This is a genomic window from Lactobacillus psittaci DSM 15354, from assembly GCF_000425905.1.
GTDB lineage: Bacteria > Bacillota > Bacilli > Lactobacillales > Lactobacillaceae > Lactobacillus > Lactobacillus psittaci.
Map to the genome: position 1 here is coordinate 16,056 of NZ_AUEI01000010.1, position 13,837 is coordinate 29,892.

Here is a 13,837-nt window from a genome sequence, read left to right on the forward strand (position 1 = left end):
AGCTTATTTTATTTAACCGTACACATACCGCTGTCTACGCGAATATGAAAGAGCGGACTACCATCTTTTTTCCAGTGTTTATGACTAGAAAGCTTAACTGCGCCAAATAGTTTGGTAATGCCAGAGTCGCATTTAATATCATAACCGCATTGATCAGTGATTGAATCTTTAAGTGTTAATTTACCTGAGTCGACATCAATATCACAAATATTAGCTACTTTAAGTTGTTCGATATTTACTAAGCCGGAATCACATAGGATTTTAGCATTTTGCACTTTAACTTGCTCAAGCTTGATTACGCCACTGTCTAAATCTAAATCCAGCTGATCAATATTTAAGTTTGAGATTCTAAGACAACCAGAGTCGATTTCGGCAGATAATTTTTTTAGGTCAGGTACGCCAACTTGGATTTTAGGGAGTTTGATTTCTTTTTTCTTAAAGAATAGGGAAAAACGATTAATAGAAATCGTCCGACCAGGGTTAATCTGAGTGATAGTGACATTATCGCCATAGGTGATTTCAAAGTCTTCCGGCTTGCAATCCTGGTATTTAATTGTAAAAGTATCAGCTTTGACAATGTCAACCGTTAAAGTGTCAATTGATAAAGTGAGCGAGTCCATAAAAGCACCTCCATGAAAATTATATTATAATTATATTAGCAAAATTATATCATAATAAATAAAGAAAGTGCTAATAATATAAACTAAAAACCACTTATAGGTTGGATTCCTACAAGTGGTTTTATTTTAATTAAAATGAAGTACGCTGCTATCAAATGACTTAGTGTCAGGGATGCCAGTATAAAGCATCATTTGTGATAATTGCTCGTTAAGCAGCTTGATTTTTTCTTCAGTTGCCTTTTGGCCAGCTTGCAATAATTCAGATAAAATTGCGCGCCCTACTAAGACCCCATCAGCGCCCATAGCCATAGCCTTGTAGACATCATAACCAGTCATTAATGAACCATCAACAAAAATGGTCATATTGCTATCAGCAAGAGCTTCTTTAATAGCAGGTAGCATTTTTAGTGGGGGAACGCCAAATGGTAAACGACCATGGTGGTGAGAAACAACTATTGCACTAGCCCCAGCATCTCTAGCTTTGAGTGCGTCTTGGACAGATAAAACGCCCTTAGCTACAAACGGAAGACTTGTCGCATGAGCATATCTTCTTAAATCTGAAAAAGTAACTGGACCTAAGTTAATGCCGTCAACCACATCATATTTACCATCTTCACCAGGAACGTGATCAATATCCATACCAACAGCAAGGGCTCCTAAATCTTGAGCAAAGCGCAATTCATTGATAATGTCTTCGTGTTCCGCAAAAGGCTTAACAATTCTAACGGTATCGCCACTATTTTTGACAATTTCGGCGTAATCTTGATTACTTTCCATACCAATCCAGTTTAAGACGTTTTGACTTTTAGCAGCTTGAACTTTCTCTTGCATTGGCTTGCGGCTCCTGTCAGGTAAGACCTTATTTAAGTGAGAGACAGCTGCTAAGTTAATTGGTGAAGCATATTTTTTGCCAAAAAATTCAGTTGTTAGATCAGGCTTTACAGCATCAATGATGCGCATTTCAACTAAAATATTGTCTAAATAATTACGATTGTGGACATTGGCATCATCAGCGCGGCCACTAGTAACAGGAATCATACCTTTAGGACCAGGCCAAACTTGTGGGGCTTCTTGCTCTAATTTTTCGGTAAAAGATGAACCAGAACTAGCATCAACTTTATTTTGCTTGTGAGTCATAGTGTATCCTTTCTGTTTCAATAGTTATTTTCATTATAAATAATTAAAAAGCAAGAGTACAAATAACTAGTTTAAGCTTCTGACTCAGCAAGAGGGATATTAGCTTTTAAGGCTTTATTTTTCAAATAAGCTGTGATGATTAAAAAGATAACTAAAACGTTAAAGCATAGTAGAACAGAAATAGCGATATAGACATTGCTGATGGCAGTAATACTTGAGAGCAGCATCGTCATAAATGGGTCACTAGCCATTAACAAGGTATTTAATAAGCTAGCAGTAGAGCCTAGAATGCTTGATTCTACGGAAGAAATGAGCCACTGATTCATTTTTAAAGAAATTGTCGCTACAAAGAAAGTTAGCAAGGCAAAGGTTCCTAAAATAACAAATAAATTGTTAATGAACAAACTTAAACTAGCAAATAGTGCCAAAATACTTGCCAAAATTGCTAGTAAGAAAACAGAAGTTTTTTTGAAGATAGTAGGACCAAATAAACTACCTAAAATCATACCGCCGCCAACAATTGTTTCACTAATTGCCAAAGTAAAGCTGTAATTACCAATAAGCATGGTTTGCTTATGAGTTGCTAAAATAATTGTAAATAGAGGAATTAGTACCGCTAAGACAGCGTTAAGCAAAACTAAGATAGAAATCATAGTTAAAAGATTGTTTTGCTTTTTTACTTACTTAAAAGATGTTTTTAGTGTTTGGAAGAAGTTTAATTTATTTGATTTAGGAAGTGGCAATTTTTGTGTATTTACTCGCTTACCAACTAAAGCAAATAAGATACCAGCGATTAAAAAAGTAGCAGCGTTGATAAATGCTAATGAAGAATATGACATAAATAGCAACATGCTAGCACCAGCAAAGCGAGCAAGCATTGAGATTGTTTGTGACATACCATTAGCAAAACCACTACCTTCGGCGTAGTTTTCCTTACCTAAGATAGCAACAATTAAAGGTGTAACTAAGCCACTTGAATAAGTACCAAAGGTGTCTGAAATAAAGTTCACTAAGGCAATACACATTACCAGATTCCAATCACTCATTTTAGTCGTTAATAATAAGCCGACGATGGTGTAAAGAATACATCTAACTAAGGCAAGGTTAAAAATGCTCTTAAATTTATCTCTCGTTTTGTCGGCAAGGTAACCACCAAAAAGTGTGAAAAACTTCGGAATAGCTTCACTAATTGCGATTAATGAAATTGCTAAAGAATAATTTTTTAAGTTGCTGGCATAGGTCATGAAGGCTAGGTAGAATAAAACATCGCCAGCGCTTGAAAGAAAACTACCAGTTGCAAAAAGCCGGAAATTTGAGTTTTTAAAGAAGACTTTCATTTTGTATAACCTTTCTATAGTGGATATTTATGAAATATTTTATAGAAAAGTTTGAGTGGGGAAGAAAAAATGGCGGATATGACATTTTAAGGGGCAAAGCAGTTTGAGTGCTGGTTTTACCATTTTTTTGTACAATATTTATAAATTAAGCTTTTAAAGAAAAATAATATTTATGAGGTAAAGGCAATGACAATAGGTGACGCATTAAAAAAGGTTAGATTGGAAAGAGGACTTACTCAAAAACAAATGTGTGAAGGGATTGTTAGTCGCCCATTCTATGCAAAAGTTGAAAGTAATCAAACAGGTATCAGTGCAGAAAGTCTTGCTAAAATATTATTTTTACATGAAATAGATATCTCTTCATTTTATAAGTTGTTAAAAGAAACTTACATGCCGAAAGAAAACCAAATGAGTGAATATTTACAGAATAAAATGATGTTTGCATTTGATCGGAAAGATTTGCGGCAATTAAAAGAATATTGTAAACAAGTGCATGTATTGCCTGGACTAAAATTGAGGAGTATAGTATCTGTAGCCTATCTTGATAATAAGCTAGAGCAAATTGAGCAACAGACAATTAAGGAGATTTATGAGCAATTTGATGAGGGAGAAAAGTGGATTACACGTCCAGAATCATTGAGATTGCTAGCTAATACAATGCCGATATGGTCTCAGGAACATTTAGATTTTTTAATTGGTAGATTGTTAGCGTACATCCAAAAAAATAAAAGTATATCAAAGATTATGATAGAAAGATATTTACGTTTGTTAGAGAACTATCTTGGGCTTTGCTATGAAAGAAAAACTTATGTTACAGCTCAAGGAAAAATAAAGGTTGAAAAAACTATCAAGACTATTTTAGATTTAACAGAAAATGTATTTCATTTTATGATTTATAGATTCTTTGCTATATACTTCAAGTATTTAATTGAAGGTGATTATAAATCCGCTAATCAAATTCAAGATATATTGAACAAATATGGATATGAAAAAGTAGTAAAAAGTTGGTCAAAAATAAATATGTAACAAATATGATACAAAAGAGCTTACTTTCTAGTAATCTCCTTTATTATTAACATAAACTAGAGAAAGATAATTAATCATGTTAAAACTAAAGAAAAATCTCAGTGTTTATACTCTTTTAGCTGGTCGAGTCGCTACTAATATCGCCGACAGTTTATTTTATCTAGCAATTTTATGGTACTTTAAGCAAGTAACTCATTCGACAATGAGTGTTTCCATTATCTTCGCAATTACTTCAGGAATTGATATGCTTTCTTTTGGGTTTGGCCCGATTATCGATCGCGTTTCGATTAAAAAGTTGCTTAAAATTTCTACAATCTTGCAGGCCTCAATTAGTATTGTGGTATTTTTAGCCTTAATAACACAATTCCACAATCTTTTGATGACAATTGTTTTGATGCTTTTATTTATTGCATCAACTATTTTATCCGCCATAATTTACCCAGCCCAATACAAATTACTGCCACTACTGGTTTCTGAAAGAGAAATTTTACGGTTTAATGGCTTGTTTCAAGTAACTTTCACTACCCTAGATATGATTCTTGATGCTGGGGTAACTGTAATAATTGCCCTCTTTTCTATTGATGCAACGGTGATTTTATCAGCCTTAGTTTTCGCCTTGGCATTACTCTTTTATGCCAATGTAAATATCTCAGTATCTGCTAAAGATGTTCTCGAGGAAGATGAATATTTCTCTGGTTCATATTTAAATGACATTCTGATTGGTTGGAAAACATTAAAAAAAGAAAAAAATATACTGGAATTAATTTTGCCACTTGGAGTCGTCAATTTCTTTTATGGAATCTTCGCTGTGGGTTTACCATATTTTGCACAAGATTACATTCATAATTCGGTAATCGGATATGGTGAATTATTACTTGCATCATCTATTGGAGGAGTATTAGGAGCCTTTTTAGTTCAAAAATTTAAGGCTAGCAAAAAAGAAATGCGCCTTTTCGTAGCCATCTGCTTTTTTGGCGCGGCAATTTTCCGACTTATAGTTCCTCTATCCGTCAACTTAAGTGCTTGGATTTTGCTCTTATCTTCAGCAATTTCATCAGCTTGGATAACAATGATGAATACTAATTTTGAAGCTTTAGTGCAAGTAAGTTTTTCTTCAGCAATTCTTGGAAGAGTCCAAACAATTAACGATAGTATTGTATCAATTATGATTCCGATTGGTTCATTATTTGGTGGCTGGATTGTTAAAACCTGGGGTTCACTTAGCACACAATACATCTATGGTCTAGCTTTATTTTTAAGTGCAATCTATTACTTTTTAGTTATTAGATTAAAAAGCAAATGATAGAAACACTTGGCTTTGCTTTTTGTGCATATAACTTGCAAACATACTAAATTCCAATTATCATTACTCCTAAAAATGGGGGAATGATGATGAAAATTGGAGAGTTGTTACAAAAATTTCGCCTCGAACAAGGCAAAACACGTAAAGAATTTGCTTCTGATGTAGTTAGCCCATCTTACTACTGTAAGATTGAAAAAGGCTCTCATCGGGTATCAGCTGAAGATTTGATTGAACTGCTAAAAAGAAACAATATCCGATTAAGTGATTTTTTTGGAATGTTTGATTCTCAAGATTTGGCCAAGCAGCTTAATCTTTTTCATGAAATGATGATAAATGCTCACTACAATGATGATAGAAAGACGCTTGAAAAAATTCCTGAATTAATACAAAAAAGTCAGCTACCCGAAAAAATCAAGAAAGAGCAAGTCTTAATTGCTCGTGGATGGATAGAAACTGTTAAAAAGTCAACTGAACCAGTAAATTGGAAACTACGGGAACAACTCAGAGAAAAAGTTTTCAATCTTCCGAATTGGAATGAAGAAAAATTAACGCTTTTTTGTAACTTAATGCCTTTGTACGATTGTTTTAGTGTGAATTTAATTGTTCAGGATATTTTAAAAGAATACAAACCACCATTTTCTAAAGAGCTTAAGAGAATCCTTTTAGGAATTATTTGTAATAATCTATTTTTAAAACTTAAGATTGGAGAATATGAAGGAATAGATAAGTTGGTGTCAATAGCTGATGCAATTCCAAGTTCTCCCGATTTAGTCTTTTATAAAAATAGTGTTATTTTCTATAAAAATTTAGCGTTGTATAAAAGTTCGAATGCTACAAAGTATTTAAAAAAATGCCAAAAAGCAATCGAAATTTGTGCCTGGCTAGGAATGGAAGCCTACGCACAGCATATGTCAGAATTTCTTGAAGGATAAAAAATAGCTATCCCTGCCAATTAGGGATAGCTATTTCTATATTATCTTTTATTAAATGTCTTCTTTTCTAAAGTTACGTAAGAACTTTTGCGTCTTTTCTTCTTGAGGATGATCAAAAATATCTTCAGGACTACCTTGTTCAGTAATCACACCATCACTCATAAAGATAACCTTATCAGAAACATGCTTAGCAAAGGCCATTTCGTGAGTAACAATAATCATTGTTAAACCAGTTGTTGCTAGTTTTTGCATAACATCAAGAACTTCTCCAACCATTTCTGGGTCAAGGGCACTGGTTGGTTCGTCAAAGAGTAAAACATCTGGATTCATAGATATTGCCCGGGCAATAGCCACTCTTTGTTGTTGTCCACCAGATAATTGCTTAGGCTTAGCATCAACAAATGGATCCATACCAACTTTCTTCAAGTTTTCTAAAGCAATCTTTTTGGCTTCTTCTTTTGAACGCTTTAAGACTAATTCCTGTCCAATCATACAGTTTTGTAAAACGTTCTTATTTTCAAATAAGTCAAATTGTTGGAAAACCATGCCGACTTTAGAACGGTAATCGTTACGATTAAAGCCAGGCTTGGTAATGTCACTACCGTTGAAGTTAATTTCACCACCAGTTGGTTCTTCAAGCAAGTTGATACATCTAAGCATGGTTGACTTACCACCACCAGAAGGACCGATGATTGAAACAATTTCACCTTTTTTTACATCAAAGGTAATATCACGCAATACTTGGTGATCACCGTAGCTTTTTTGTAAGTGATTAACACTGATGATATTTTCACTCATTAGTTGTTTCCTCCTTGTTCTTCAGGTGTACCGACTTGGACTTGGTTAGCCATTAGATTGTAATTCTTAGGACCTTGTAGTTTCTTTTCAATTAGGTTAAAGATTCTGGTAATTGAGAAGGTAAGTACTAAGTAAATTGCTGAAATCATCAAGTAAGTTTGGAAGAATTGGAAGCTTTGACTGGCAATTGTTGAACCAACAAAGAACAATTCTGAAACAGAAATAATACTTAATACTGAAGTATCCTTAATATTTACGATAAATTCATTAGTGATTGATGGTAAACAGTTCTTAATTGCTTGTGGCAAAATGATATTCCACATTCTTTGATTGTGGGTCATACCTAATGCACTAGCAGCTTCAAATTGACCCTTAGGAGTTGCCATGATACCACCACGGATAACTTCGGCAAGGTAGGCACCAGTATTAATAGAAACAATTACTAAAGCTGCTACAGTTCTGTTCAAGTTAAGGTGCCAGAATTGAGCGATTCCGTAGTAAATAACAGCTGCTTGAACCATCATAGGAGTTCCACGGAAGACTTCAACATAAACAGAAAGTAAGAAGTTAACAACCTTTAATAACCAGCGGTTAAGTAAAGAAGTTGGAGTAGGAATAGTTCTGATAACTCCGACAACTAAACCGATAAAGAAACCTGCAATAGTACCAACTAAGGCAAGCAAAAGTGTCATACCAACACCGGCAAGAATCATTGAACCGTAAGTGTTCCAAGTTGAAACAAACCAGTTGGTTTTCTTGTCACTGTCAGTAGAAGGTTGTTCTTTAACAGCGGTTTCCATTAATTGGTCACGCTTAGAATTTGAAATAGTTGCTAAAGCAGAATTTACTTGAGCTAAAAGCTTGTCATTACCTTTCTTAACCCCAATTGAAGTTTCGCTATCGCTAGCTGAAACGTGGAAACCAGGCATCTTGCTGATGTTAATGGCAGTTGAGTTAGGGTAAACACTCTTGAAACTTTGAGCTTCAATATCTTCAGCTACATAACCATCAATCGTGCCAGAAATTAAACTTTGACGCATTGCGGCGAAGTCTTTCATGGCATTTTCACGAACAGCACCCTTTAATTGTTTAATTAAGTCGTAGTGTAAAGTACCTTGTTGAGCGGTTAACTTTGCACCAGCAAAATCAGTTAAACTCTTAGCATTAGCATATTTACTGTTACTCTTAGTAATAACAACAAAAGTTGACTTTCTGTATGGGTTAGAGAAGTTAATAGCCTTTCTTCTTTCGGCTGTTGGACTCATACCAGCGATGATTAAGTCAATCTTGCCACTTGTTAAAGCAGGTAAAAGTCCATCCCATTCAGTTTTTACAGCGACAACTTTTTTACCCAACTTTTTACCAATTAACTTAGCGATTTGAACATCGTAACCATTAGCATAGGTCTTTGAACCTTCAATTGGAATTGCGCCATTGCTACTGTTTGTTTGTGTCCAGTTGTATGGGGGATAGTTTGCTTCCATCCCAATTCTTAAAACACCATTGCTTTTGGCAGCTTGAACTTCTTGATTGCTATTTCCAAAAAATCCAATTGATGCCATTAAAAATGCTAGAATTACTAGCCAAGTATTTTTTGACTTCACTTGATAAAACCTCCAAAAATTAATCAACTAAAGCCAATACAATAAAGAGCAATAAAAAAATCCCTATTGTTCACTAAAAACAATAGGGTTTAATCATCAGTATTATCTACCAAATCAGATAGCGCTCCCTGGGGACTACCAGGACAGTCTACAAGATATGCTCTTGTAGCCCAACAGATAGATAGCACGTCTATCTATCCATTTCGGCGACAATCCTTACGATTCCTTCAAAGTCTACGTGAACTCCAGAATTTTTGTGACTTGCCGCAACCTCTATTGCATTGGATTATTTATTTAACTGTGCTTAAGAATATATTAAAGAATTTATTTTGTCAACACCCAGCCGTTATTTTCTTGGATATTTTTCTTTTTCATGTCAGAAATATATGGATTTCCAGCGACATAAAAGCGAAGTGGAGCCTTAGCCCAGTAAGAATCTGCCTGCTTAATTCCAATTCGTGGGGCAGCGATAATTTCCCGGGGAATTATTTTGTGTGCGAGATCAATTTCAAAAGGAGAGTCTGCTAAGTTTGCTAAATCCCATTTTCTTGACGTAACACCTAAGGCTTGCATCATTTTTGCTGGACCATTGGTTAATAAAGGACCAGTTTTTCCTGAACGATTTTTAATCATCGCTTCAATTCCGATTTTAGGCTCAATTGCTCTAACTAAAATACCTTCTGGGACATCTTTTTCTTGAGTAGCTATATCAAAGAAAAAATATTGTCTTTGAGCGTAAATGTATAAGTGGCCTCCTTCACAGTAAAGTCCTTCATTAGCTGGACTTCTTCGGCCGTTATATGAATGGGCAGCGAAATCTTTTTTTCCTAAGTAAGCTTCAGCTTCAACGATTAATCCGCCAATTCCATGATATGTTAACATTCTACCTAGAAGATCTTGGGCGATTTCAGTTGTGGGACGATTTTGAAAGAAAGTTTGATAATTCATAAAAACCTGCCTATGATAAAAATATTGGAGATGAAACAAATGTCAGAAATTAAATTAGTCAGAATATATAGTAAAGATCAACCTGATGGCTATCGCATTTTAGTTGATCGGATTTGGCCAAGGGGAATGAGTAAAGAAAAAGCTCAATTAGATTTATGGGCTAAGACAATAGCACCAAGTAGTGAATTACGTAAATGGTATCACCATGAAGTGGAAAAATTTCCTGAATTTAAAGCTAAATATCAAGCAGAACTTACTCAAAATCCTGATTTAGCAGCTTTTAAGCAGCTAATTAAGACAAAATTAACCAAACAGGATGTTCTTTTCTTATTTGGAGCTCGCGACGAATTGCACAATCAAGCTCAAGTTTTAAGAGAGTTCTTGAAAGACCTTTAATGCATCTGTTGTAATTTGTTCGGCAATATCGGTTTGAATTTTAGTTTTATTTAAACACCATACCTTACTGTTTGCCTGGCGATAATTAAGCAAACCGGCAAATGGATAGACCACAAAACTGGTACCAACAATTACAATTAAGTCACTAGTACTTACTGCCTGCAGTGAATGTTCCAAAACTTGCGAGTCAATGCCTTCACCATACAAAACAATCCCTGGACGAATAATGCCACCACATTCATGCTTATAGGATTTTTGGTAAGAATTAAAAGCTACTTTTTGGTGACACTTAGTGCAATAGATATTATATAAATTGCCATGAAACTCGGTAACATGTTTATTGCCAGCTTTAGTGTCTAAACAATCAATATTTTGGGTAATTAGTTCACCTTTTTGATTACAGATTTGGACAATTTTTTGATGGATTAAATTGGGCTTAGCGTCAGGAAAATACATGTTATTCATGACAAATTGATGGAAAAGTTCTGGACGATGTAAGAGCGTATCTGGACTCAAAATAATTTCAGGTGACATATTTACGCCATGATAGATACCATTTTTAGAGCGATAATCTGGAATGCCAGAGTGAGTTGAAACTCCAGCACCTGTCAAAAAAGTAACTTTATTTGCAGTTTTTAAATCAGAAATAAAAGAGTCTATTTTGCTTGTCATTTTTCTTACCTCGTTATAAACTACTATTTCAATTATATACCCAATATTTGTTATAATTGAATCAGAAAGAACGAGAGGTGACTGCAATGATATATTTATTAGCGTTGTTACTCCTTGCTTATATTGGTTACAGCTGGTATTGGCAAGCCACAATTGAAATACATGGCCGTTATCGTTTAGCATCAATTATTTGGGCTATTATCTTTATTTGGGTTTGCTTTGCTTGGAATTATATTAATTTCTCAACTACGGGCTTACCAATCTTATTGGCCATCTTTTTATTGATGAGTATTATGGATGGTAATACTGGCTTTTCTAAAACTAGAATTGTCGTAAGTGGTTATTTGAAGCGGACTGTTAAGTTTTCAGATATTGACCACATCAAAGTTATGGGGACAACTAAGCCTAATGGCAAGGGGTTAGTTATCGTAGCCTTCCAATCTAAAGGAAGAACCTATTATATTCGCTTTAGTAAAGCAATTGATGATGTGATTCAGGCTCTACAAAAATGTGTACGCAAAGATGTAGGTATTGAAGTTGATGCATTTTAATGAAAAAGGGGTAGCTAATGCTACCTCTTTTTCATTTGTTTTATAAAATTGGTGAAAATAACCGAGAGAATGCTTGAAGTGCGCGCAAATGTAAAGGTTGATTTTCAATTTCTTCAATAGTTAGTAAATGACAATTAGCCATATCTTCTTCAAAAATTTGAGCTAAATCATGGCAAACATTTTTGTCGTAAAAAATAGCCATGTCTTCAAAATTTAAGTTATAAGACCTAAAGTCTTGGTTCATTGAGCCGACTGATGCAAAATCATGATCACAAATAATAGTTTTAGCATGTAAAAAGCCACTATCATAGATATAAATTTTAATTCCTAGACGCGTAAGTTGATTGGCGTACCACTGAGTTGCTCGATAAATAAAGGGATGATCTGGCTTAGATGGAATCATGATTCTAAAATCAACACCTGAATTGGCAATAATTTGCCAAACTGCGACCATAGCTTCATCAGGAATTAAATAAGGTGTTTGAATCCAAAGGCGTTTGCGCGACAAAAGCATAAGTCGCATCATACCATTTTTCATATATGGTAATTCACTGTCTGGTCCGTCAGCAACGATTTGAGTTGCAACATTAGCATCGGTAATTCTACTTTCATCCAGATTGGGGAAGAGTTTTTTAGAAAAAGTAATAACTTCACTAGGTTTAGTAATTGAAGCGTTCCAATCCATGACAAAACGTTCTTGAAGTAGGAGTGCACTTGAACCAACAATTCGAACATGAGTATCACGCCAATAACCAAATTTTTTCTTTCTCCCTAAGTATTGATCTCCTACATTAAAGCCACCGGTCCAAGCAATACGTCCGTCAATGACAACGATTTTACGGTGAAGGTGATAATTAATGCGGTAACGCAGAATCATATTTCGAGACGTAATGAAGGGCAAAACATGTCCTCCGGCGCGGCGCAACTTGTTAAACCAACTTTTACTGGCACCTAATGACCCCCAAGCATCATAAAGCAAGTGGATTTTGACACCAGATTCGGCCTTTTTTATTAAAAGATCTAACATTTCATTACCGATTTTGTCATTATAAAAGCTGTAATATTCAATGTTAATAGTTTCTTTGGCGGCTTCAATATCGCGCATTAAATCTTGAAATTTTTCAATTCCATCTGTATAAATTTTGACTGTATTATTTTTTGATAGAGGAGCTTCGTTATTTTGATTAAAATATTCGATTGCTACCTTAGCTTTCTCACTGGTATCGGAGTTCCCCGCCTTAATGGGGGAGACTGGAATCATTTTTTGAACATTACGTAAGCCAATGTGATTTTGCTTATTAATCGCAAAGAGATTTTCTTGTGATAATCCTCGACCAAAAAAGCCATAAAGAATAAAACCTATAATTGGCAAAATAATCAGAATAATTAGCCAAGCCCAGGCGCTTGCGACACTTCTTTTTCTACGGAATACAACATAAATTGCCAGTAATGTGTTAATAACAATGATAGTTAAATGAATATAGCTAAACCAAATCACCGAAAATCTCCTTATGATTATTATTCCTTTACTGTTTTTACTTTAAACCTAAAAAATGATTGATAATGTTAATAACAAAGGGTTCATCATGCATCTGGCTATGTTCAGCCATTGCTCCTCGAACTTCAACTTCTTGATAGTAATCAAGTTGGGGAGCCAGAATGTAGCGAATACTTTTAGCTGAAACAACACTAATAAACTTATCCGTATTAGTTTCATCTAAGATGTTACCGTAGATGTTGAGAACTTGAATATGAGAAGAAAAACGTTTGCGCTGATGTAAGAAATGAAGGTAAGTCAAATTCATTGCTAGGGGATAACCCTTTTCTCCCATAATATTAACATTAGGGATATCACCTAAGTAAGTAACGCCATTAAAAGGACCAGCGATGAGGGCAACTTTTTTAAGTTGTGGAAACTTAGCATTTTTAGCATAACGCATTTGTGTATCAATGATTGCTGGGGCTCCCAGTGAATGAGCAACAGCATAATAATTATCAAAATGAAACTGCGATTTTAAAAGGGGTAGCAGGCGACTAAGATAGTAGTTAATTCCTTTTTTGCCAATAATTCGTTGGCGAAAAACAAGTTGAATAATGGGATGCTTATCGCTGGTCCATTCTCCTTCGAAAGTGACTTTACCACTTAAGTCCATTATTACTCGTAAATAGTGAGAGTCGTGTTTTAATTTGCAAACTTCATCTACCATTACTTGAGTAGTATAAGCGCCTCCGCGAAAGCCATGGATATAAATAATAGGGCACTGCTTTTGCAAAATTGGATTTATCGTGGCAAAATTATCTACGCTAAGCTTACGTAAGCGAAGAATCCATCTGCTGGGAGCAAATGTGGCTAATAAGCCTAGTGAAATCATGTTGAAAGTACTGGGATCACTAGAGCTAGCAATACGATTTTTTTCAGTTTCTTCAGAATATTTTTTTGAATTAAAAATCAACTTTGCCCTCCTCGCAGATAGTTGTAATAATGGTATTTTATCATTAATTGGTTAGTCTAG

The 13,837-nt window shown here is 34.8% G+C and carries 13 protein-coding genes, 1 pseudogene and 1 riboswitch; of the genes and pseudogenes, 5 read left to right on the top strand and 9 right to left on the bottom strand.

The genetic code is table 11. From position 1 onward, the window contains the following. Positions 1-8: 8 nt before the first annotated feature. The 3 genes and pseudogenes from H628_RS0103225 to H628_RS08040 all read right to left on the bottom strand — a co-directional run bounded on the left by H628_RS0103225 (position 9) and on the right by H628_RS08040 (position 3,094). Positions 9-620 (bottom strand): DUF4097 family beta strand repeat-containing protein, encoded by a 612-nt coding sequence (locus H628_RS0103225; protein ID WP_027825171.1) that lies wholly within the window; start codon positions 618-620, stop codon positions 9-11. 126 nt (positions 621-746) lie between these two features. After that, on the bottom strand, positions 747-1,658 hold the full coding sequence (locus H628_RS0103230; RefSeq protein WP_027825172.1) for an alpha-hydroxy-acid oxidizing protein: 912 nt from the start codon (positions 1,656-1,658) through the stop codon (positions 747-749). Between the two features lie 170 nt (positions 1,659-1,828). Next, a pseudogene (locus tag H628_RS08040) lies at positions 1,829-3,094 on the bottom strand (MFS transporter). Positions 3,095-3,280: 186 nt separating this feature from the next. On the opposite strand from H628_RS08040, the gene H628_RS0103240 reads away from it, so the two are divergent. The 3 genes from H628_RS0103240 to H628_RS0103250 all read left to right on the top strand — a co-directional run bounded on the left by H628_RS0103240 (position 3,281) and on the right by H628_RS0103250 (position 6,355). Next, the gene (locus H628_RS0103240) at positions 3,281-4,120 is read left to right on the top strand and encodes a helix-turn-helix domain-containing protein (RefSeq protein WP_027825173.1); all 840 of its coding nucleotides are present in this window, start codon (positions 3,281-3,283) and stop codon (positions 4,118-4,120) included. Between the two features lie 76 nt (positions 4,121-4,196). Continuing rightward, positions 4,197-5,423, top strand: coding sequence for an MFS transporter (locus tag H628_RS0103245; RefSeq protein WP_027825174.1), 1,227 nt, complete (start codon positions 4,197-4,199; stop codon positions 5,421-5,423). Between the two features lie 86 nt (positions 5,424-5,509). Then, the gene (locus H628_RS0103250; protein WP_034538196.1) at positions 5,510-6,355 is read left to right on the top strand and encodes a helix-turn-helix domain-containing protein; all 846 of its coding nucleotides are present in this window, start codon (positions 5,510-5,512) and stop codon (positions 6,353-6,355) included. A gap of 51 nt (positions 6,356-6,406) precedes the next feature. On the opposite strand, the gene H628_RS0103255 is transcribed toward H628_RS0103250, so the two are convergent. From H628_RS0103255 to H628_RS0103265, 3 genes are all read right to left on the bottom strand, one after another. Next, complete coding sequence (locus H628_RS0103255; protein WP_027825176.1) at positions 6,407-7,153, bottom strand: amino acid ABC transporter ATP-binding protein; 747 nt, start codon at positions 7,151-7,153, stop codon at positions 6,407-6,409. Further along, complete coding sequence (locus H628_RS0103260; RefSeq protein ID WP_027825177.1) at positions 7,153-8,757, bottom strand: ABC transporter substrate-binding protein/permease; 1,605 nt, start codon at positions 8,755-8,757, stop codon at positions 7,153-7,155. The genes H628_RS0103255 and H628_RS0103260 overlap by 1 nt, the downstream gene beginning before the upstream one ends. A gap of 111 nt (positions 8,758-8,868) precedes the next feature. Continuing rightward, positions 8,869-9,041, bottom strand: a riboswitch (Lysine riboswitch). A 40-nt stretch (positions 9,042-9,081) separates the two neighbouring features. Continuing rightward, positions 9,082-9,705 (bottom strand): DNA-3-methyladenine glycosylase, encoded by a 624-nt coding sequence (locus H628_RS0103265; RefSeq protein WP_027825178.1) that lies wholly within the window; start codon positions 9,703-9,705, stop codon positions 9,082-9,084. A 39-nt stretch (positions 9,706-9,744) separates the two neighbouring features. Between H628_RS0103265 and H628_RS0103270 the strand changes: the two genes are divergently transcribed. Continuing rightward, entirely contained in the window at positions 9,745-10,101 is a 357-nt protein-coding gene (locus H628_RS0103270) for a DUF488 domain-containing protein (protein WP_027825179.1), read from the top strand. On the opposite strand, the gene H628_RS0103275 is transcribed toward H628_RS0103270, so the two are convergent. Then, positions 10,075-10,773, bottom strand: coding sequence for an NAD-dependent protein deacylase (locus H628_RS0103275; protein WP_027825180.1), 699 nt, complete (start codon positions 10,771-10,773; stop codon positions 10,075-10,077). The two genes, H628_RS0103270 and H628_RS0103275, sit on opposite strands and share 27 nt — an antisense overlap. Positions 10,774-10,859: 86 nt before the next feature. Between H628_RS0103275 and H628_RS0103280 the strand changes: the two genes are divergently transcribed. Next, positions 10,860-11,324, top strand: coding sequence for a hypothetical protein (locus H628_RS0103280; RefSeq protein WP_034538199.1), 465 nt, complete (start codon positions 10,860-10,862; stop codon positions 11,322-11,324). A 40-nt stretch (positions 11,325-11,364) separates the two neighbouring features. Here the strand turns inward: H628_RS0103280 and cls are convergent, their stop codons facing one another. After that, entirely contained in the window at positions 11,365-12,822 is a 1,458-nt protein-coding gene (gene cls / locus H628_RS0103285) for a cardiolipin synthase (protein WP_027825182.1), read from the bottom strand. A gap of 37 nt (positions 12,823-12,859) precedes the next feature. Further along, entirely contained in the window at positions 12,860-13,777 is a 918-nt protein-coding gene (locus tag H628_RS0103290; protein ID WP_027825183.1) for an alpha/beta hydrolase, read from the bottom strand. Between the last annotated feature and the right edge of the window lie 60 nt (positions 13,778-13,837).